This window comes from Grimontia sedimenti, from assembly GCF_011045095.1.
Lineage (GTDB): Bacteria > Pseudomonadota > Gammaproteobacteria > Enterobacterales > Vibrionaceae > Enterovibrio > Enterovibrio sedimenti.
Window position 1 is genome coordinate 284,482 of record NZ_JAALDL010000001.1, and the last position, 20,583, is coordinate 305,064.

Annotated in this window: 15 protein-coding genes and 2 pseudogenes; 9 read left to right on the top strand and 8 right to left on the bottom strand. The window is 48.2% G+C overall.

Features of this window, described 5'->3' with window-relative positions:
• Nucleotides 1-27: 27 nt before the first annotated feature.
• The 3 genes and pseudogenes from G5S52_RS01285 (at nucleotide 28) to ykgO (ending at nucleotide 1,040) form a co-directional block, all read left to right on the top strand.
• The gene (locus tag G5S52_RS01285) at nucleotides 28-444 is read left to right on the top strand and encodes a DUF4156 domain-containing protein (protein ID WP_165011455.1); all 417 of its coding nucleotides are present in this window, start codon (nucleotides 28-30) and stop codon (nucleotides 442-444) included.
• 189 nt (nucleotides 445-633) lie between these two features.
• A pseudogene (locus G5S52_RS01290) lies at nucleotides 634-893 on the top strand (type B 50S ribosomal protein L31).
• A 3-nt stretch (nucleotides 894-896) separates the two neighbouring features.
• Nucleotides 897-1,040 (top strand): type B 50S ribosomal protein L36, encoded by a 144-nt coding sequence (gene ykgO, locus G5S52_RS01295; RefSeq protein ID WP_002542461.1) that lies wholly within the window; start codon nucleotides 897-899, stop codon nucleotides 1,038-1,040.
• A gap of 369 nt (nucleotides 1,041-1,409) precedes the next feature.
• On the opposite strand, the gene G5S52_RS01300 is transcribed toward ykgO, so the two are convergent.
• Entirely contained in the window at nucleotides 1,410-2,561 is a 1,152-nt protein-coding gene (locus tag G5S52_RS01300; protein WP_062664036.1) for an aminotransferase-like domain-containing protein, read from the bottom strand.
• A 126-nt stretch (nucleotides 2,562-2,687) separates the two neighbouring features.
• Between G5S52_RS01300 and G5S52_RS01305 the strand changes: the two genes are divergently transcribed.
• Nucleotides 2,688-3,557, top strand: coding sequence for an AraC family transcriptional regulator (locus G5S52_RS01305; protein WP_205743730.1), 870 nt, complete (start codon nucleotides 2,688-2,690; stop codon nucleotides 3,555-3,557).
• 60 nt (nucleotides 3,558-3,617) lie between these two features.
• Here G5S52_RS01305 and G5S52_RS01310 read toward each other — a convergent pair whose 3' ends face one another.
• Nucleotides 3,618-4,226 carry a DUF6198 family protein gene (locus G5S52_RS01310; protein WP_165011457.1) on the bottom strand — a complete coding sequence of 203 codons (609 nt, stop codon included), beginning with the start codon at nucleotides 4,224-4,226 and terminating at the stop codon, nucleotides 3,618-3,620.
• 486 nt (nucleotides 4,227-4,712) lie between these two features.
• Between G5S52_RS01310 and G5S52_RS01315 the strand changes: the two genes are divergently transcribed.
• Nucleotides 4,713-6,725, top strand: coding sequence for an EAL domain-containing protein (locus G5S52_RS01315; protein WP_235956037.1), 2,013 nt, complete (start codon nucleotides 4,713-4,715; stop codon nucleotides 6,723-6,725).
• A gap of 382 nt (nucleotides 6,726-7,107) precedes the next feature.
• On the opposite strand, the gene G5S52_RS01320 is transcribed toward G5S52_RS01315, so the two are convergent.
• Complete coding sequence (locus G5S52_RS01320; RefSeq protein ID WP_165011459.1) at nucleotides 7,108-7,818, bottom strand: TetR/AcrR family transcriptional regulator; 711 nt, start codon at nucleotides 7,816-7,818, stop codon at nucleotides 7,108-7,110.
• Nucleotides 7,819-7,975: 157 nt separating this feature from the next.
• Here G5S52_RS01320 and G5S52_RS01325 point away from each other — a divergent pair, with 157 nt between their 5' ends.
• The 3 genes and pseudogenes from G5S52_RS01325 to G5S52_RS01335 all read left to right on the top strand — a co-directional run bounded on the left by G5S52_RS01325 (nucleotide 7,976) and on the right by G5S52_RS01335 (nucleotide 13,195).
• Entirely contained in the window at nucleotides 7,976-9,052 is a 1,077-nt protein-coding gene (locus G5S52_RS01325; RefSeq protein WP_165011460.1) for an efflux RND transporter periplasmic adaptor subunit, read from the top strand.
• Nucleotides 9,052-10,115 (top strand): annotated as a pseudogene (locus G5S52_RS01330) (efflux RND transporter periplasmic adaptor subunit). The gene G5S52_RS01325 and the pseudogene G5S52_RS01330 overlap by 1 nt, the downstream one beginning before the upstream one ends.
• A complete protein-coding gene (locus G5S52_RS01335) occupies nucleotides 10,112-13,195 on the top strand; it encodes an efflux RND transporter permease subunit (RefSeq protein ID WP_165011461.1) in 3,084 nt (1,027 codons plus the stop codon). Before G5S52_RS01330 ends, G5S52_RS01335 begins: the two are co-directional and overlap by 4 nt.
• Nucleotides 13,196-13,242: 47 nt before the next feature.
• Here the strand turns inward: G5S52_RS01335 and G5S52_RS01340 are convergent, their stop codons facing one another.
• From G5S52_RS01340 to doeA, 5 genes are all read right to left on the bottom strand, one after another.
• Nucleotides 13,243-14,655 carry an aspartate aminotransferase family protein gene (locus G5S52_RS01340; RefSeq protein WP_165011462.1) on the bottom strand — a complete coding sequence of 471 codons (1,413 nt, stop codon included), beginning with the start codon at nucleotides 14,653-14,655 and terminating at the stop codon, nucleotides 13,243-13,245.
• Between the two features lie 13 nt (nucleotides 14,656-14,668).
• The gene (locus G5S52_RS01345; protein ID WP_165011463.1) at nucleotides 14,669-16,183 is read right to left on the bottom strand and encodes an NAD-dependent succinate-semialdehyde dehydrogenase; all 1,515 of its coding nucleotides are present in this window, start codon (nucleotides 16,181-16,183) and stop codon (nucleotides 14,669-14,671) included.
• 176 nt (nucleotides 16,184-16,359) lie between these two features.
• The gene (locus G5S52_RS01350) at nucleotides 16,360-16,839 is read right to left on the bottom strand and encodes an Lrp/AsnC family transcriptional regulator (protein WP_165011464.1); all 480 of its coding nucleotides are present in this window, start codon (nucleotides 16,837-16,839) and stop codon (nucleotides 16,360-16,362) included.
• A 72-nt stretch (nucleotides 16,840-16,911) separates the two neighbouring features.
• Nucleotides 16,912-17,919: a N(2)-acetyl-L-2,4-diaminobutanoate deacetylase DoeB gene (doeB, locus tag G5S52_RS01355; protein ID WP_165011465.1), complete on the bottom strand. Its 1,008-nt coding sequence runs from the start codon at nucleotides 17,917-17,919 to the stop codon at nucleotides 16,912-16,914.
• A 25-nt stretch (nucleotides 17,920-17,944) separates the two neighbouring features.
• The gene (doeA, locus tag G5S52_RS01360) at nucleotides 17,945-19,132 is read right to left on the bottom strand and encodes an ectoine hydrolase DoeA (RefSeq protein ID WP_165011466.1); all 1,188 of its coding nucleotides are present in this window, start codon (nucleotides 19,130-19,132) and stop codon (nucleotides 17,945-17,947) included.
• Nucleotides 19,133-19,788: 656 nt separating this feature from the next.
• Between doeA and G5S52_RS01365 the strand changes: the two genes are divergently transcribed.
• The gene (locus G5S52_RS01365) at nucleotides 19,789-20,556 is read left to right on the top strand and encodes a phosphotransferase enzyme family protein (protein ID WP_165011467.1); all 768 of its coding nucleotides are present in this window, start codon (nucleotides 19,789-19,791) and stop codon (nucleotides 20,554-20,556) included.
• Nucleotides 20,557-20,583: the final 27 nt, after the last annotated feature.

Consider the following 20,583-nt stretch of genomic DNA (forward strand, 5'->3'; position numbering starts at 1 on the left):
CCTTGAACTTTGAGAGATTCATTCTGAATGAAAAAGGTAATGCTGAGTGTGGCGCTGGTTTCAGCGACACTGCTTTCAGGTTGTGTAACGTTCCCAACGCCACAATCTGAACAAGTTAAAGTCATCTGGGACGATGTAAATGCCATTCAGGGATGTGAACACAAAGGCACAGTGATCGGCTCTGAAGGCCATTTTTACGACTATTGGCTGCATGCTGACAAAGACATGGTTTGGGGAACCCTAAATCAAATGCGTATTAAAGCGGCAGACAAAGGCGCGAACGTCTTGTACTTGTATCAGCCATTTGGTTTCTCTTCTTCAGTAACCATGTTCGGTAATGCCTACGCATGTGAAAATGCCGCTGCTATCGAGGATACGATGGCTGATTTAGAAGCTGTTGAAGTCGAAGTAAACAGCGAAATCGAAGCGTCTGAAACGCCGTAATTCGGTCTTTCTTCAGAGGAGTTTTAAAAGGCTGCGGATACTCATCGCGGCCTTTTTTATCCTCGTTTTTGCGTACCTCTCTGAAAACACATGCACCATTCTTTTTGCAAATGATAATGATTAGTATTTGACTCAATGAATTTAAATGTTATGTTATAACGTAGCAATCATGAGTTGGAGGGCATTATCATGAAACCAGGTATCCATCCGGAATACAGAACTGTGGCGTTCCACGACACAGGCGCAAACGAATACATTCTTGTCGGTTCGACAGTGCAAACCAAACGCACGGTGGAATTGGATGGCAAAACCTATCCCTATGTGACGCTGGATGTTTCATCGCATTCGCATCCTTTCTATACCGGTAAGCAAAAATGGCGAAGCAAGATGGTCGCGTGGCGCGATTCAATCAACGCTTTGGTGGCAAGAATCTGAAAGCAGGGAAGTAAACGATGCAAGTATTGAGTTCACTGAAAAGTGCAAAGAACCGAAGCAAAGATTGTCAGGTGGTGAAACGCCGCGGACGTCTCTATGTGATTTGCAAATCCAATCCGCGTTTCAAAGCGGTTCAGGGAAAAGTGAAGAAGAAAAAGTAGTGCAATCAAATGTACGTTGGTTGGCTCAGAAAAGCCTGAATCCAGGGGCTGTTGACCTTTGGTGATGATTTTTGCAGCAGTTTGTGGGGATTTTATGCAAGGCAGAGGCTTCGATGTGTAGCTGGCCTACATGAGAAGCCGATAACGCAGCAGAAATTCCCCACAAACGCTGCCCGAAGGGTTCGACTGCGCGTCCCGTACTCTAAGCGTTTTATGCTTTGTTGAGGTGTATTTGCTTAGAATGACTAGGCTACACACACCTCGCCGCGCCTAAAACGCTTATAGCGAGAACAAAATTTAACCACCAAAGGTCAACAGCCCCTAGAAAGGGTTCAGGCTTTTCTATTTTTTGCAGCTAAGTTATGACGATCAAATTGCTTTGGCTAGCCCGCTTGCTAAGCGACTTACCGCTTCAGCTAATTCTGTTGGTGTCGCGTTAGTGAAGTTCAGGCGAAGCGCCGCTTTTGCAGCTTCAGGTTGCGGATAGAAAACTGGGCTTGGAACCACAGCAACGCCATCTTTCAGCAGCTCTTTCGCCAATTTGAAGGTGTCACAGCTTGGCAGGGTGACCCAAACAAACATACCACCATCGACTGGCTTAATTTCACAACCTTCCGGCAACTTATCTTGCAATTCTGAATACAATGTCTCGTAGCGCGATTTGTAAAGCGTACGAATAGTATCAATGTGGTAGTCAAAGTTGTCGTGCTTTAGTAGACCCAGCAAAAGCGCCTGCATTGGCACGCTTGAGTGCAGATCTGCACCTTGTTTGATTTTGATAAGGGGTTCCAGGTAGCTGCGTTTGCCGCTAACGATCCCCACGCGTAGACCAGGCGACGCAATTTTCGAGAAAGAGCGGAGCACGATAGAGTGCTGCGGACAGAAATCAGAAACCAGTGGAATCGCTTCGCCTGAAAAACGCAATTCGCGGTAAGGGGCATCTTCAATCAGTGCCACATTATATTGCTCACAGAGTGCAGCAACCTGTTTACGGGTTTCCAGCGACCAGCACACACCCGTTGGGTTGTGGAAATCTGGCACCGCGTAGAACATTTTTGGTGACTGCTCATAGAACACAGTGCGCAAGGCTTCGATATCAGGGCCGAACTCGGTTTGCGGAACCGTCACGATATCTGCCTGAACCAGTCCAAATACCTGCATTGCACCCAGATAGCTAGGGGCTTCCATCACCACTTTATCGCCAGGGTTCACGTAAGCACGGGCAATCAGGTCAAGCCCTTGTTGAGAACCAGTGCAAGCCATCGCAATATGAGTATCTGGCAGTTGGAAGTAATCAGTCAGGAAGTTCAATAGCGGCGTATAACCCGCGGTAGCACCGTATTGAAAGACTTCTGGCATCTCAGAAAGAGTTTCGAGTGTTGGCTTCATCAGATCAATGGGAAATGTCTTTTCATCAGGCAAACCACCTGCCAGTGAAATAACGTTCTTATCTGATGCCGCAGCAAGAATTTCACGAATGTACGAAGACGGGGTCTGTTGAAGAGACTTAGCGATTTCCATGTTTGCACCTGATTGAGTTTTTATTATTGGCCCCATTTAGGGGGATTGAATCATATTACTCCTCGTTGATTGTTTTCGTATGTCTGTTTATGCTCTTAAACATGTCCATTTATGCTATTTCCATTAATGAGCCAACAGCATATTTCACGCATCAATGATGTGCTCTATTACATTCACAAAGATATTAGCCGTGACTTACCTGCAAAAGAACTGGCTGATGTGGCCGCGTATTCAGAGCAGCACTTTCATCGTATTTTTAAGAGTGTGGTGGGTGAATCAATTCATCAGTACATCCGGAGAACCCGCATGGAGTATGCGGCAAATCAATTGATGTTTGATGCAGGATCGTCAGTGTTGGAGATTGCCAATAAGTGTGGATTCAACTCAGTGTCTTCTTTCAGTCGTGCGTTCAAAGCGACTTTTCATGTCGCACCGGGAGAGTGGAGAAGGCATGAGTTGGAAGGGGACGAAAAGCCTTACTTACGAGACCCGGAAGTGGCGGCGGGTTATCACAGAGTATCTACCCGACAACTTCCTGAACCTAAAATCGTCGAAGTGCCAGAACGTTTCGCGGCATATGTTCGCCATGTTGGTTATAACCGCTCCATCAAGAATGCTTGGCGGGTGATGAGAGCTTGGGCGAACGCAGAAGGGCGGGATGACACTATTCAGTTTGGTTTGCATCACTCCAATCCCGCTTGGGTTGAACTGGATAAATGCCGCTATGTCGCCTGCATTGCCATTGATAAACCCATCAAAGTGCGTGGGGTGGTGAATCAATTGGTGATTCCGGGAGGATTACATGCGGTATTCAGGCTAACGGGCGTTTATGGAGAGTTGCTGCCACAAATCAGTAAGGTGTTGGAACAATGGCTTCCAGCGTCTGGGTTCAAACTGAACTCGACACCTGCATATGTTCATTATCATAACAATCATTTTCTTAACGAAGATGAACGGTTCGAACTCGATTTCTATCTTCCTATCAGTTTTTATTAACCGCACAGAAAGAAGAAAGCCGCCAAGTTTGGCGGCTTTCTTCTTTCTATCAGCGACTGTTTATGCAGTTTGCGGTTTAGGCTGATAACGGCCTGGTTTATGGTTCATTGCCAATATCAGATTGGTAGAAATGGCGCCAACAACAGACAGAGCAATCAGCCAGAAATCAACGATAAACAAAGACATCACGACAATGCTGCAGTCCAGAGCCATCTGAACTTTTCCAGCGCGGATACCAAAACGTTCCTGTAAATACAGGGCGAGAATATTGAACCCTCCCAGGCTCATCTTGTGGCGGAAGATGACTAGCATCCCGATACCAATCAACCCACCGCCGAGAATGGAAGCATAAACAGGATCAATGCGGGCAATCTCAATCACATGGTGTAGATGATCTACGGCGACTGAAACAATAGTGACTGCAATGAAGGTATTGAGGGTGAATCGCCAGCCCATACGCATGACAGACAAAATGTAAAACGGCAGGTTCAGAGCGAAGAATATTTGGCCGAAGCTAAAGGTACTGACCTTAGTCAGGAAAATGGCAAGCCCTGCTGTACCACCAGTCAATAAGCCGACTTTGTTGAAAAAAATAACACCAAGAGAAACCAGCGCACTGCCGAGCAACAATGCCAACAGGTTTTCTCTCAGACTATGTTCCTTATCCATGATGTAGATTCCTTCCTTGGGTCGCTGCCAAAAAGAAAGCGCAGCGAAAAACAGGGCACAAGATGCGGAAATCAGGTGTGAAAGTCGAGATTAATTGGGACATTGGAGAGCGTTGCGGTGTGGAGCAGGATTTACACATTGGGTTCACAGGCATGAGTTTTGGCTGAGGGAAAAACCACAAAAACTTGTACAAGGCTTAAATTTTGTATCACTTTTGCGAGGTTGGGGTAGTCTCTTAAACTATTCATCGATGTCTATTTTTCTTTTTTCATATTGTCGTATAGCTTTATCACCCGGGCTCCTAAGAATGTTGCACTGCAAGCAATGTCGTTCAGCTAGCTTTAGAGTCAATGAGCAGATTGCCCGGAAAAAACCGAGCATCGTATTACTCTATGTGTTGGTGTATACGCGATGAAGAATAACAACTCAATGCAACATCTATTCACCAAGTTATTATCAAGAACTGTCGAAGGTTTATGGAGCCCATTGAGGGCAGTACGCGATGGGATGCTCTGGCTGGTCCCGTGTTTGATCCTCTCTAATACCTTGGTATTCACTTCCAGCCTTCTCGACTTCTTTGGTTTTTACGTTCCCACCCTACAGGAAAATCTCACACAACTTATCGACATGTTGGTGGGGCTTTACCCCTACTTTTTTGCTGCTTCAATAAGCTCAATGTTCGCCATTTATTGGCGTCTCCCCAGACCGCCTGTCGTCATCTTGAACATGGCATATGTGGCTGTAACCGCACAGGTGATGGGGAGTGAGGACAAAGCCGTTGATACCCTGCTGCTTTTCGTCGGCTTGACCTTACCCCTTTATGCCGTACCGTTACTTTCGAAGATTAAGCGCTTTCGTTGGACAAGGATTCTAAGCAGTGAAATTGCTGGGAAACCGGTCAAAGACTCCATGAATATGATGTTACCTGGCGTGATTGTCGCTGGAATTGTTGCAGTGGTAGCAATGGGGCTTTCCTGGGTTTATCACCTGTTCGATGTGGGAATCATGCTGCAGACGCTCCATAACACGGATTTTGAGAACGCACCGATTGAATCCGGGGCTATCTTCGCTTCTCTGAATTCCATGCTCTGGTTCTTGGGGATCCATGGCTACTATGCGTTAACCCCACTGGTTGAACCTTTAGTGCATGCGCTCGAAATTAACCGCACAACCGTGATGGCCGGCGGCGAAGCTCCGAATGTGATGAACCTTTCTACCATGGCGCTGTTTGTATTTGTGGGTGGTGCGGGTTCAACACTTGGACTTTCATTTGCGGTATTGATGTTTTCCAAGAGTACTAAGATGCGGTTGATAGCTTTAACAAGTATTCCTCTTGGACTGTTCAACATTAATGAGTTACTTCTCTTTGGCTTGCCTATCATCTTTAACTTGCGTTTATTCCTACCATTTTTGCTCACACCTTTAATCAATGTTTGGGTTGCTGTTCTGGTATTGAATAGTGGACTTGTCACTATTCCATATACGTTGGCACCGCTAACCAGCCCTGTCGTGATCAATGCTTATATCGCGACAGGGGGAGATATCGCTGCAGTGATCTTCCAGATAGCGATTGTTGTGATGAACATCTTTGTGTATCTGCCATTCCTGAAAATGGTGGATGAGCAAGCGAGTAAGCAAAACGTTTATCTTCCATCGCTTGATACCACATACACCCGTAAGGAAGAGGAGGCTTATGTACTGTCATACGACCCGGTACGCGAGTCTCTGTTGCGTCTGCGCGAGATTGAAGTGACCCAGCTTCACATGGAGTCATTTTCCCATCGCGAGTTCTTCCTGGAGTTCCAACCCCAGATCAGCTGTGAAACCCGCAGGGTTGTGGGTGTTGAAGCCTTGATTCGGGTGAAAGATCAGCAAGGCAATGTCGAGCTGCCTGGAGATTTTCTGCCTGTGTTTGAAAAAGCCCGGATGATGAGTGATATCGACATGTGGGTGGTCGATAAGTGTGTTGAGCAGTGTCAGCAGTGGATGGCTCAAGGATTGGAAATTCCTATCAGTGTGAATATCACTGCCGATACCCTGAGTGATCAACATCGTATGGATAGGATCGTGACCACCATAAGTAGCATACCGGGCTTGATTCACTTTGAGATCACCGAAGGCGCTTTGTTGGGGAACGAAAAAACGGTGGGTGATTCTATCCGCCGTTTGCATAAGGTGGGGGCGTCAGTCCACATCGATGATTTTGGTACGGGTTATAGCTCGTTGAGTTACCTGAACCGTTTTGACATTGATGCGCTTAAAATTGACCAGAGTTTTGTCCGCGCACTAGCAGACGAAAAGGGCAAAAAAGTGTTCAACGGACTGATAGCGATTGCTCATGAGCTGGGCATGAAGATCATTGTTGAAGGAGTGGAGACCCAAGAGCAGTACAATTATGTCGCTAAGAAGCATGATGTCAAAGTACAAGGCTGGTACTTCGCGCGCTCAATGGGAGCGAGTGACTTCTTTGATTACTCGGAACGATATGCCCGGGCGTAAAAAAAGCCCCGGGTTAGAGGGGCTGGATACAGAGATCAAAATTTTAATGCGTTAAATCCATAGAGATGCATTTTTTGCATAAGCCATCGCTCTGCAGAAATTATCATGATGGATTAATAGGCGCCTGTTTTACCACTTGCTGCACCTTACGAATACGCTGATGGGGGAAATGGTAGGTTTTTGAACCCGCTATCAGGAAGTTCTAGAGCAAAAGTGTTAGCTGGGGCTAAGTACAAAGTACGGTTTAGATTTCGATTGTTCTAAACTCTATGTGCTCTAAAATGAACTGCAAACAAAAACCCGGCTTCCGCCGGGTTTTTGTTTGGCTGCTGGCTCACCTCGAACAGGTTATTGTCCTATGGATGACCAACGCGATTTAAGTTTAAACGTGGCATGGCACGTCGAAAAGCAGTGAGTCGAGGGTGTCTACTTTGATCATCTCATCGGCACTAATATCAAGCTGTATCGCGATTATCCGGTTGTAGAGAGACCAGTGCTTCAGCAATAGCTTGTCATGGTCACCTTCACACTCTGGCCAGGTTTCCGCCATCATCGGTCGCAAACTGGTCGCGGCATGGACGGTTTGCAGCATTTGCCATTTCGTTTCCCACATATCGACAGGCTTTTCGGGATTGTCACGGTTGTATTCGTCAAACAGCGAAGAGAAAGCCGCAGAAAACTCATCTTTGGAGCGAAGGAAGTAACGCAATAAAGCATCATCATCCTGTCGGACAGCGTCAGCTATAAACTGGATAGGGCGAGGGTGAACCAGCGTAAATGCACTCATGTAAGACAGGAAATGATAGACGCGTTGAGCGCTAGTGTATGACTCAGGAAGGTACTCAAGGATTGCGGCAATGTAGCGTTGCATGAAGTCGTCCATGCCATCGCTGATCGCTTGCCAGATCTGCTCTTTGCTGCCGAAGTGGTGGCGGATCAGACTATGGGAAACACCCGCTTTATCGCTGATACTCCTCAGCGATACACGCTCAAAACCCTGCTCAGCAAACATGTCTGCCGCCGCATGGAGAATATCACATTTCGTCTGTTCTGCTGCTTCCGCACTGCGACGGCCTTGCTTTCTTTCCTGCATAACTGCCTGTCTTACCCTCAGTTAACCAAATGCATATTTATCAGATTCAGCGCCAGCACTCCAACTATTTTATTATACACGTGGAAAACATATTGATCTGTTCTCATTCGGTCTTATACTGCACAGGTGTGTAATATAAACCTATGGAGTGAGTGTTGTGCGATATCAAAGAATGAAACGCACCCTCGGAAATGTCCTCGCCCTGTTTGTCATGGTGGGCTTGTTGTCAGGATGTAATGAAGCCGTCTCTGAAACGTCGGAACCAATGCCAGTGAAGCCAGTAAAGCTTCTGGCAGTGGAAGATTATGTACTATCAAGCACGGACAATTTCTTGGCTGAAATTGATGCGACAAACCGTGCCCAGCTTTCTTTTCAGGTTGGTGGTGAAGTCCAGCAACTGAATGTGCGAATGGGGCAACGCGTTGCCAAAGGTGATGTGCTTGCGACGCTGGATGATAGTGATCTGACTTTATCTCTGGATTCAGCGAAAGCCAGCTATTCACTGGCGCGCACCCAATGGGAGCGATCGCAGCGTCTTTATGCGAAGAAGCTGGTGAGTACTGATGTTTATGAGCAGTCTGAAACCAACTACAAAGCTGAACGCGCCCGTTACGAGCAAGCCAGAACAGAGTTGGGGTACACCCAGCTGGTGGCTCCGTTTGATGGTGTCGTTTCCTACACCTTCGTCAAACCGAACCAAGTGGTCGCAGCAAAACAGCAAATCCTGAACATTATCGACAATGCAAAGCTGGATGTGTCTTTCACTATGCCAGTGAGCTTTGTGGAGAAAATGGGAATTGCCAATCTGCCAGCTCAAACCATGTGGCTCTCTTTGGATAGCGAACCCAACGCAAAAATTCCGGGCGTATTCAAAGAAATCTCGACCCAGCCAAACACCGATACCAACACCTATCAAGCGACCATGACTGTTGTTCGTCCAGAACACCGTAACTTGCTTAGCGGTATGACAGGGCAGGTGCACATCGCGCGTTCAGAGGCAGGTTTGCAACTTTCGTTGCCTGAAAGTGCATGGGTCAGCCGAAATGACAACGAAGGAATGGTTTGGGTGATGAATCCATCTACCCATCGCGTCGCAAAAGCGGCCGTTTCTCTGACACCACAAGGCAAGATTCTTTCTGGTCTGGATGAAAATGACCTGGTGGTTGTCGCTGGTGTAGAAACGCTTCATGAAGGTCAGGAAGTGAAAGCATGGGAACGTGAGGAAGGGATTTGATGAAAGTAAAAGCACTCACTGCCGCAGTGATTGGCGCGTTAATGCTGACTGGCTGTCAGACCGAAGAACAGAACGTGACGGCGTCACCTCTATATGTGTCGACCGTACAGGTTGATGCTCCCGTGAAGAACCAATTCCGCACCTTTAAAGGTGAAGTAGTGCCTGCGGAAAAACGCCTATCGCGTTTCGAAGCACAGGTGAACTTCGCGAAGTTTATGTTAAAGCCGGCGACCATGTAGAAGCGGGTCAGTTGATTGCACGTCTCGACGACAACGCCGTCCGTCAAACTTACAACGATGCGAAAGCGCGATATACCCTGGCTTCCCGACAGCTTGAGCGTGGACGTGGTTTACGTTCAAACGAAATGATTTCAGAAGCGGAACTGGATGAGCTTCAAGCCAATGCGCAATTAGCCCGAGCCCAGTTTGCTTTAGCGCAAAATCAGTTGAAATACACTGAACTCAAAGCGCCATTCACAGGCACGGTTTCTGATGTGCCTAAAGAGCGTTTTGAGCGAGTTCAGGCAGGTGAGCCAGTGGTGAACCTGTATCAGGACGACAAGGTTTATGTGCAGATTGAGCTTTCTGACAATCTGCTATCGATGATCAACCCAACGGGTGAACGCATTCCTTACACACCGCAGGTAACCTTCTCCGGCATCGATGGTGATTATCAAATGGGTTACCTCGAACACACCAGTGAACCGAACGAGCAAACGGGCAGTTACGAAATGTGGCTTTCCATGGCACAGGTTTCACCGGAGATTTTACCGGGTACCACAGCAACGGTTTCTGTCGATATGGTGCAGGCCGGTATCTTGGCCGTTGATGGCTACAAAGTGCCAATGACGGTACTTCAAGCCGGAGACGAAAAAGGCCGTTTCTATGTCTGGAAGCTCAAAGACGATCAAGTTAACCGCATTGAAGTGGCAGTTACAGAAGTAACAGGCGACGGCGCCATTGTCGCGTCTGGTATTTCTGAGGGAGACATTCTGGTGAACTCAAACCTGCGCAAACTGCGTGAGGGAAAAAAGGTTGAGGCGACGGAGAAAAGTAACGGATGAACATCGCTGAATATTCGATAAAAAACAAAGTCATCAGCTGGCTTTTCATCATCATCCTCGCAGTTGGAGGTGTGTTCTCTTTCCTTGATTTGGGACGACTCGAAGACCCTGCGTTTACGATTAAAGATGCCATGGTAGTGGCAACTTATCCGGGGGCGACACCAAAAGAAGTCGAAGAAGAACTGACTTATCCGCTTGAAAAAGAGATCCGTCGTTTGCCTTATATCGACAAAATTACGTCCACATCCTCAAGCGGTATGTCGCAGTTGATGGTGTCGATGAAGATGGATTACGGCCCGGATGAACTCCCGCAGATTTGGGATGAAATGCGCCGTAAGATTAACGATCTTCAACCCTCTCTTCCGAGCGGCGTGAATTCACTCTCTATCATCGATGACTTTGGTGATGTTTTCGGCGTGATGCTGATGCTCTCCGGCGATGGGTACGATTATGTTGAGCTAAAGCGCTATGCCGATTATCTGGCCCGAGACCTTGAACTGGTCGAGGGCGTGGGCAAGGTATCGATCGCGGGCGACCAGCAAGAGATGCTGTTTGTTGAGATTTCCCTCGACCGACTTGCTGCTCTGGATTTGGATATGACCACGGTTTCGTCTCTGCTCAATCGCCAGAACAATGTCGTCTCTTCCGGTGAAGTCATGGTGAATGGTGAAAGTCTGGTGATTCGACCAAGTGGTACTTTGACCTCAGTAGAAGCGCTGGAAAACCTGATTATTCACGGCCGTGACACGGGCAATTTGATTCGCCTGAAAGATGTAGCGACAGTGTCGCGTGGCATTCAGGAAAAGCCGGGCAATGTCATCAGCTTCAACGGTAAGCCAGCGATCAACATCGGTATTTCTTTTGCCTCTGGTGTGAACGTGGTGGAAGTAGGGCAAAGACTGGATGCAGAGCTTGAACGTCTGGAGTCGCTCAAACCTGTTGGTATCGAATTGAACCACTTCTATAACCAAGCGGCAGAAGTTGATGCCTCGGTTCAGGACTTTGTAGTGAGTCTGGGGCAGGCGGTGGCGATTGTTATCATCGTGCTGCTGTTCGCCATGGGGATGCGAAGCGGGATCATCATCGGCCTTGTGCTGCTGTTGACTGTGTTCGGTACCTTCATCCTGATGGATTATAACGAAATTGAGCTTCACCGCATCTCACTGGGCGCGTTGATCATTGCTCTCGGTATGCTGGTGGATAACGCCATCGTGGTGGTCGAAGGCATACTGGTTGGTCTGAAGAAAGGGCGTACCCGTGTGCAGGCGGCGGCCGACATTGTTAAGCAGACCCAATGGCCTTTGCTTGGCGCAACCGTGATTGCGATTACGGCTTTTGCACCGATTGGTCTTTCGGAAGACGCGACCGGTGAGTTCATGGGCTCGCTATTCTGGGTACTGTGTTATTCACTGTTCCTGAGCTGGGTAACGGCGCTGACTATCACGCCTTTCCTTGCGAATCTGTTGCTCAAAGAAGAAGACGCAGCAAGCGAAGATGTTGACCCGTATAAAGGTTGGCTGTTCACCCTGTTTGGTTGGTCGCTGAAGCTGGCGATGCGATTCCGCTGGCTGACAGTGGCAGGCATGATCGCCTTGTTGGTTGCTGCGGTGATGGCGTTTGGCATGGTAAAACAACAGTTCTTCCCGCCGTCAAATACGCCAATGTTCTACGTCGATCTTTGGATGCCGGAAGGCACAGATATCCGCAAGACAATTGAAGAAACCAAGAAGGTTGAGGATTACGTTCGCAAACAAGACCACATTGATTTTGTGTCGTCTTCAGTGGGTCAGGGTTTGCAGCGTTTTGCGCTGACTTATCAGCCAGAACAAAGCTATGAAGCCTATGCACAGATCCAGATCCGTGCGACGGACCGGGAAAACATGTTCGTGGTATTGCGCCAACTCAATGCAGAGCTTCCACGGGAATTTGATACACCAACATTCCAGTTCAAGTTAATTGAATTCGGACCGTCTCCGGCTTCCAAGATAGAAGCCCGTATCACGGGTGCAGATCCGCAGGTATTGCGTGAAATCGCAGTACAGGTGGAAGACATTCTTCATACCGATCCGGGTGCGAGAAACATTCGCCATGATTGGCGTGAGCGCACCAAAGAGCTGGTGCCCGTGTTTAACGAGTCCAAGGCACGCCGTCTAGGTATCTCGAAAGAAGATTTGTCGAATACCCTTCAAATGACATTTGGTGGTGCGGCGATTGGACAGCTTCGAGATGGTACAGACATTCTGCCGATTGTTGGCCGTCTGCCAGAGAATGAGCGTGTCGATTTCGAATCGATTCAGAACGCGACGATTTGGAGTCCGTCTCTGCAAGCTTATGTGCCCATCGATCAAATCATTGATGGTGTTGAGCTGACATGGGAAGAGCCACTGATCAAGCGTCGTGACCGCAAACGCACACTGACGGTATTGGCAGACCATGACATTCTGAGTGAGGACACGCCGGCAGCACTGTTGAGCCGTATCCAACCGCAAGTGATGGCTCTGGAATTGCCAGCAGGATATGAGATTAGCTGGGGTGGTGAGTACGAGTCATCTAAGGATGCGCAGGATTCGCTATTTGGCTCGTTGCCGATGGGTTACTTGCTGATGTTTGTCATCACCATGCTACTGTTCAATTCACTGAAAAAGCCGTTGGTTATCTGGTTTACGGTACCGCTGTCGATCATCGGTGTGGCGTTTGGTTTGTTACTTTGGAACATGCCGTTTAGCTTTACTGCGTTCCTTGGCCTGTTGAGCCTGAGCGGAATGATCCTGAAAAACGGTATCGTACTGCTTGACCAAATTAACCTTGAGCTGGATTCGGGCAAAGAGCCTTATCAGGCGATTGTAGACAGTGCGGTAAGCCGTGTTCGTCCAGTGAGCATGGCAGCGCTGACAACCATTCTGGGTTTGATTCCATTGATGTTTGATGCCTTCTTCGGCTCGATGGCGATCACCATTATGGCAGGCCTTGGCTTCGCAACCATTCTGACGTTGATTGTGGTTCCCGTGATGTTCTCTATCCTGTTCGGCATTAAGCCACCGAAGAAAGTGAAAGAGGCGGAACTCGCTCCTGCGGTTTAGTGGGTAGTATGTAATAAAGAAAAAGCCCCGAAAGGGGCTTTTTTCGTTTATGCGGCTTTCCAACTGCCATTATTCACCAAGTTGTCGGTGACTTTATCAATGGCTTTCTTGGCGCGGGCGACGATTTCATCAATGTCCCCACGGTCGACCACCAAAGGTGGCGCGAATCCCAGAATATCGCCATGTGGCATTGCCCGTGCAATCAGCCCTTGCTCCATGCAGGCCGCCGCGATTTGTGGCCCAACTTTGAGGTTAGGGTCAAAGTGCTCGCGCTTGTATTTGTTGCTGGAAAACTCTAGTGCATGCAGCAAGCCAATGCCGCGGCTGTCACCCACCAATGGATGGTTAGCAAACGTCGCCTGCATTTGCTGTTGGAAGTACGCACCCGTATCCCGTGCATTGGCGGTCAGGTTTTCACGTTCGATAATATCGAGATTGCACAGTGCGGACGCTGCGCCGAGTGGATGGCCGGAGTAGGTGTAACCATGGCCAATCGCGCCCCATTGGTCAGTGCCATCCTCCAGCACTTTCCACACACGTTCACCAACCATCACACCAGAAAGTGGTTGATAAGCGGATGTCAGGCCTTTAGCGACGGTGATTAAATCCGGTTTCATGTCGTACATGATCGAACCGAAATCTGCGCCCAGACGACCAAAGCCACATACCACTTCGTCCGAAATTAGCAGAATGTCGTACTTATCCAGCACTTTACGGATTTCCTGCCAGTAGCCTTCTGGTGGTGGAACAATACCACCCGTTCCTAACACAGGCTCACCAATCATGGCTGCCACAGTCTCTGGGCCTTCAGCGAGGATCATTTTTTCCAGCTCGTCAGCGCAATGCTTCGAGAATTCGCGCTCCGACATACCATCGTCTTCACGGCGATAATAATAGGGCGCGAGGGTATGTTTGATGCGCTCGAGCGGCAGATCAAAATGTGCATGGAACAGAGGAAGACCAGTCAACGAACCTGACGCGATACTCGAACCATGATAGCCACGGTCTCGAGAGATGATTTTCTTTTTCTCTGGCAACCCACGTGCATTGTTGTAGTACCAAACTAGTTTGAGCTGAGTTTCGTTCGCATCACTACCAGACATGCCGTAATACACTTTACTCATGCCTTGGCCTGCCATTTTGAGAATTCGCTCAGAAAGGGTAATCAACGCCTCGTTAGTGTGACCAACATAGGTGTGATAGTAGGCGAGCTTTTTAGCCTGCTCATAAATCGCCTCGGCCATTTCCTCGCGCCCATAACCAATGTTGACGCAATACAGGCCAGCAAACCCATCAATCAGTTCAACGCCTTCAGAATCCTGAATGCGAATGCCTTTGGCATTAGTGATAATGCGGCCAGCCATCTCGCCGTGCGCATATTGTTTGAGGTGTGTCGATGCATGAAAGACGTTCTGGCGGTCAATCTCAAGCAGCGCTTTAGTATCAATTTTATTGTTCATAGTGAAGTTCCTTCTAGCATCCGCTGGCAGTGTCGAGACCGCCCAGACAGTAGTATTTAATTTCGCTGTATTCATCGAAGCCGTGGCGGCTGCCTTCGCGCCCAAGACCGGATTGCTTCATCCCGCCGAAAGGAATAGGGTGTCCCGTCATCTTGACGCTATTGACGCTGACCATACCGAACTCAAGGCCTCGCATTAGCTTCCAGATGTCGCGAATGTCGTGGCCATAGATATAAGCCGCCAGACCGTATTCAGTGTCATTCGCGGACTCAATTAAGACATCCAAATCGTCATAGGCGAGCACACCCGCTACCGGGCAGAAGTTTTCCTCACGGAATACCGCCATCTCTGGTGTGACGTTGGTGAGTAGCACTGGATTAAAGAAATTTTCTCCAGGCACTTTCTTGTGGCTCGTGGCAATCAAGGTCGCACCTTTCGCGAGTGCGTCATCTACCAGCATTTGAGCTTTCTCGGCTGCCTGAGCATTGATGAGAGGACCAATGTCCGTGGTTTTCTGCATGCCGTTACCCACGCGCAGCTTTTGCATCTCGGTGGCGAAAGCATCGATAAATGCATCGTAATGTTGGCGAGGTACATAGATGCGATTCGCCGCCAGACAATCCTGCCCGGAGGTTTGGAACTTGGCATCAATCGCTGCTTTAGCTGCCTGCTTGATGTCCATATCTGGCAGCACTATGAAGGGAGCATTTCCGCCCAACTCCATCGAACACTTTTTCACTGTGTTTGCACTTTGTTGAAGCAGCAACTTCCCAACCCTTGTTGAGCCGGTAAAAGAGAGCGCTTTGACCTTATCTGACGCACAAAGCACTCCAGAGATCATTGGGGCATCGCCAGTGACGACATTGAATACGCCAGCTGGAATACCTGCGCGCTCGGCCAATTCAGCCAAAGCGAGGGCAGAAAAAGGGGTTTCGTTTGCGGGTTTCACCACCACGGTACAACCAATCGCGATTGCCGCCGCAGCCTTTCGTGTGATCATCGCATTGGGGAAATTCCATGGCGTGATAAGGGCAGCAACACCAATAGGTTCACGCAGGGTGGCCAGTTGCGCGTTAGGAATATGGCTAGGCATGGTTTCGCCATATGCCCGTTTGGCTTCCTCAGCAAACCAACTCACAAAGGACGCGCCGTAGTCAATTTCGCCGCGAGCTTCATCGAGGGTTTTGCCTTGCTCCAGCACCATCAAATGCGCGAGATCTTCACGGCTATCGAGCAACAAGTCGTGCCAAGCCATCAACTTAGTGGCACGTTGTTCTGCGGATAGCGCGCGCCATTTCTTGAACGCTTTGTCTGCGGCATTAATAGCACTATCTATCTGCGATTTTCGAAGTGCTGTGACATAACCAATCACGTCATCATCGGCTGGATTGGTGACTGCGATGTCTTTGTTACCTGCTACCCACTTACCGTTGATGTAGGCGAGTTGACGGAACAGGCGTGCGTCACGCAAGTGGTTGAGCACGGCATCCGTCGCTTTCCCATCATGGGGCAAATTCAATGCAGCCATACGTTGACCTCCCAAAGCAAAATGATGTTCTCAGTAGAACTTTAAGCCAGCATCTGGGAATGAGTTTTCTGTATGAGGAGGGTTAAGGTTGGTGATTTTTCGGATTTTCAGCCGAAAACTTAGTGCTTTTTCTGTTTCGGCTTTAATTGGCTGAAAAATAGGGAATATGTTCGCCATTATTCAGCGAGACTTTCGTCGATATCGAGTGATTGTGGTGTCTGTTTGATGGTTTTGGTAACGATGTAGGTGTAGTAGCGTTCTATGCCTAAATCTGACATTAGCCAGCTATCAATCAGACGTTGGTACTGGTCGATGTCTTTTGCCATGACACGGATGATGTAGTCTACGCCGCCGCCTGTGGCGAAACAATCCGCTACTTCTGGGCAATCCTGCATGGTTTGTTCGAAACGCTGGAAACTGGTTGCGTGGTGCTTGCCGAGTGTCACCTCGACCATCACAGGCGTTTTTTTGGCAAAGAGGTCAGCATTGATTTTGGCACCATAGCCTTCAATGATGCCCGCTTCTTCAAGGCGTTTAACACGTTCCCAGCAAGGGCTGACCGACAAGTTAATGGATTCTGCGAGATTGGATTTCGTGATCCTTCCATCTCTGGTTAAGATTTGCAGAATTTTGATGTCATATCGATCAAGCTTCATCCATTACTCCCAGAAAAATAAAGAAAACCACCGCTTATAAGCGTGGCATATGGACCGGGGTAGAAGCGAGTTTTATTCGACAGTTTTGGCGATAACCGCAAAAGTATCGCCGATACTGATGTTCGAAGCGTGCCTTCTGGCCGCCAGAATGCCTCCAGTGGTGGCGCGATAATAAGCGGGAGTTTGTCCTGTTCGCTCGGTGGTGTAAATACGTGCAATTAGGTCGCCATCTTTGATCTCGTCACCCAGGCTTACACACATTTCCAGAATGCCGTTGTGTTCACTTTGTAGGTATGCGTCTTTGTCTGGAATTTCCAGCGAGACGGGCTCACTTGGCGGATCGATATAGTTTTTCTGCAAGATGCCGCTATAAACGAGAAAATTGTGGATACCACGATCTGCTATCGCGATGGTGTCGGGTGTGGTGGTGCCACCGCCACGAAGCTCGGTGGTAACGAACACCTTGCCTTTGGATTCGACAGCGGTGTCGTAAAGCTTGGTGGGGTCCATTTCCTCCATGTAGAAGGTATAAGGCGCACCAAACAAACGTGCTCCCTCAATACAGCGAAATTCCTGCGCTTTGTTCTTTAAACGATGTGCTGCAGCAAAGGGGATGATGTCTAATGTTTTGCCACCGGAATGAATATCTAATGCCGTATCACACATGGGGATTAGATGACGAGTGAAATAATCCGCCATGCGTTCAGTCATTCCCCCATAGGGATGACCGGGAAAGGCGCGGTTCATATTGCCATTATCAATCGGTGAAACCCGCGCCGATGCTTGAACCGCTGGCGCGTTCATCATTGGGATGATGATGACTCGTCCCCGTATTTGATTGGGTTTGAGTTTGCTGGTGAGTTTTAACAACGAGGTGATTCCCTCGTATTCATCCCCATGATTACCGCCAGTCAGAAGCGCTGTTTGCCCATCTCCGTTTTTAATGACGGTGATGGGGGTCATTATCGCGCCCCAAGCCGAGTCGTTGTGGGAATAGGGAAGTTTCAGAAATCCATGCTGAACGCCGTCGGCATCAAAATCGACAGTGGCAGATACTGAACTGGGCGGAAGTTTCGGCATAACAGGTCATCCCGATTTTTTTGAATCAATGTTTAATGAATAGCTGTCGCGGGAAATCACAGAGTGTCTCAGCACCGTGTTTTGTGATCACTATGCTTTCTGTGGTCTCCATTCCCCAGTCGTCCATCCAAAGTCCCGGCATAAAATGGAACGTCATACCTTCTTTCAATACCGTGCTATCGGTTGGGCGCAGGCTCATGGTTCTTTCGCCCCAATCAGGTGGATAACTGAGTCCAATAGGGTAACCACATCGGGAACCTCCGCGGTCAAAGCCGTATTTTTCCATTGTGGCATTCAGCGCTGCCGCGATATCACCACAGGTATTACCGGGTCTCGCGACCGCCATGCCAGCTTCCAAACCTTCATTGAGTGCATCATTAGCACGCTTGAAATGGTCTTCTGGTTCTCCGAGGTAGATGGTACGCGATAGCGGGCAATGGTATCTGCGATGAACCCCCGCCATTTCGATAAAGGTGCCTTCACCGGATTTGAATGGCCTGTCATCCCAGGTCAAATGGGGCGCTGATGCGTCTACACCGGAAGGCAAAAGCGGCACAATCGCAGAGTAGTCACCAAAGTGGCCATCATGTCCCATCACCGCATGTTTATTGATTTCCGCGACAAGAATGTGTTTTGGTAACCCGGGTTCAATAAGGTCGTAAGCGACGCGATGCATGTTTTCGACAATTCTCGCTGCAGCGCGCATGTAATAGAGTTCTTGGTCCGACTTTTCAGCGCGGCACCAATTCACCAGCCCTGTTGCATCCGCAAAGGAGGCGTTGGGGAGATTTTCCTGAAGTGATTCGTAGGCCGTGGCACTGAAGTAATAGTTGTCTTTCTCCACCCCGATACGGCCTCTGTCCCAAAGCTTTTCGTACAGCACAGCGTTGGCAAGGTATTCCATTGGGTGAAGGGGAGGGTTCATCACATAATGGTCGGGATAACCGACAACATTATCACGGCTCATGTAAACAGTGCGGCGAGCGCCATTGGCATCTTGATTCCTACCAAACCACAGTGGTGCACCAGTATGGCCAATAACGACGCATTGAGGGACGTAAAAAGACCAACCGTCGTAACCCGTTAGCCACGCCATGTTTGAAGGGTCGTGAATGATAAGTAAATCCAATTCACGGTTTTCCATGACCGCACGAACTTTCGCCAGCCGGACGCTGAACTCATCAAGCGTAAAATTAAGCACAACGTCACTCATGCCCCATGCTCCTTTTGGTACCGCCCATACAGGACGAACGTTGACATACAGAGTCATCGCCAGTTATCGCTATGGGTCTTGTTGGGGCGACTTATCGCTCAGACCAGATAACTGTTTTGCCTCTCAGCTTTGCGCTACCCGTTTTCATTTTTGCTGTGCGGGCGCGCGGCTATTTGTCACCTTTGTTGTTTTCTATTTTGTATCTATGAGATGCAAGTCATTAACATCTCATTACTTACACTTACACCACTGTTTGAAAAACAGTCAATATTAATTTACTCAATATTTTGTATGAATGACTTCAAAAAGCGGCGCAAAGCGCCTGAAAATCTCACATTCTCAGTTTTAATACGATACTGTTGAAAGTTCTGATCTTTGCAGTCAATCGGTTTACTGATGGCTGATTTTTATCGAACTCGATACGGTTCAAAGATATAGCAAGTCTGATGCGTTAGTATTGATACCTCATCCTTTCCCTTAACTCATGGAGCGACGGCCAATGTTGAATTGCTAATCACCTTAAATTTATGCCTTTGTTTTTATGCTTAATTTTATCTGGTGATGACGCGATCCATCATGGTGAGCTTTGTTATTGTTATGTTTACACCCATGCTTACCCTTTGATACGTCGTTGATCGCCAAACATGGAGCCAAATATGGAAAAACTCTCTGGCGGTCGAGACGGCATTTATCGGACGAGAAATCACGTTATTCGTCCCGCTAACAAAACGAGCCGAACAATTCATAGCTTATTGACTCATCTTCATCGACAAGGCTTTCATCAGTGTCCTAAACCCATTGCGCTTGACCATGAACATGAAACGGTTAGTTTTGTTGAAGGTCAGGTTGATAACTCTCCACTTATAGGCAATATTGCATCAAAACAGGCGTTAACAAGTGCGGCAAAGTTACTGAGACAAATGCACGATGCGTCAGCTTCTTATATCGATAGTTTGGAAGGGAATGAAACCTGGATGTTTCCAGTACGCGAACCAACTGAAGTGATTTGCCACGGCGATTTCGCGCCATACAACCTCGTTCTTAATGGGGAAGAAGCAGTGGGCGTGATTGATTTTGATACCGCCCATCCTGCACCGAGAGTCTGGGATTTAGCCTATGCGGTCTATTGTTGGGCACCTTTTAAGACCCATGAATTCGATAAAATGGGGACATTGGATGATCAGATCTCCCGAGCGCTCATGTTCTGCAAAGCATATGGCGCGACCAAAGGTATGTTAAGTAATTTGCCTGATGCCATGATCGAAAGATTGCAGGCTTTGGTTTCGTTTATGCGAGAAGAAGCAGAGAAGGGGAACGCGGCATTTCAACAGAACTTAGAAGATGGACACCACTTAGCCTACGAGAAAGATATTCAATATATTTCTCAAAATAAGCAAACATTTTTAACTGAGTTGATGAAATAAATTAACCATTAGCCTGTGATATCATTG

Excerpts from the sequence above, each read along its gene's own strand:
- doeA (WP_165011466.1), bottom strand. The coding sequence starts at position 19,132 with ATGAGTGACGTTGTGCTTAATTTTACGCTTGATGAGTTCAGCGTCCGG.
- G5S52_RS01335 (WP_165011461.1), top strand. The coding sequence starts at position 10,112 with ATGAACATCGCTGAATATTCGATAAAAAACAAAGTCATCAGCTGGCTT.
- G5S52_RS01365 (WP_165011467.1), top strand. The coding sequence starts at position 19,789 with ATGGAAAAACTCTCTGGCGGTCGAGACGGCATTTATCGGACGAGAAAT.
- doeB (WP_165011465.1), bottom strand. The coding sequence starts at position 17,919 with ATGCCGAAACTTCCGCCCAGTTCAGTATCTGCCACTGTCGATTTTGAT.
- G5S52_RS01305 (WP_205743730.1), top strand. The coding sequence starts at position 2,688 with ATGAGCCAACAGCATATTTCACGCATCAATGATGTGCTCTATTACATT.
- G5S52_RS01350 (WP_165011464.1), bottom strand. The coding sequence starts at position 16,839 with ATGAAGCTTGATCGATATGACATCAAAATTCTGCAAATCTTAACCAGA.
- G5S52_RS01340 (WP_165011462.1), bottom strand. The coding sequence starts at position 14,655 with ATGAACAATAAAATTGATACTAAAGCGCTGCTTGAGATTGACCGCCAG.
- G5S52_RS01320 (WP_165011459.1), bottom strand. The coding sequence starts at position 7,818 with ATGCAGGAAAGAAAGCAAGGCCGTCGCAGTGCGGAAGCAGCAGAACAG.
- G5S52_RS01300 (WP_062664036.1), bottom strand. The coding sequence starts at position 2,561 with ATGGAAATCGCTAAGTCTCTTCAACAGACCCCGTCTTCGTACATTCGT.
- G5S52_RS01285 (WP_165011455.1), top strand. The coding sequence starts at position 28 with ATGAAAAAGGTAATGCTGAGTGTGGCGCTGGTTTCAGCGACACTGCTT.
- ykgO (WP_002542461.1), top strand. The coding sequence starts at position 897 with ATGCAAGTATTGAGTTCACTGAAAAGTGCAAAGAACCGAAGCAAAGAT.
- G5S52_RS01345 (WP_165011463.1), bottom strand. The coding sequence starts at position 16,183 with ATGGCTGCATTGAATTTGCCCCATGATGGGAAAGCGACGGATGCCGTG.
- G5S52_RS01310 (WP_165011457.1), bottom strand. The coding sequence starts at position 4,226 with ATGGATAAGGAACATAGTCTGAGAGAAAACCTGTTGGCATTGTTGCTC.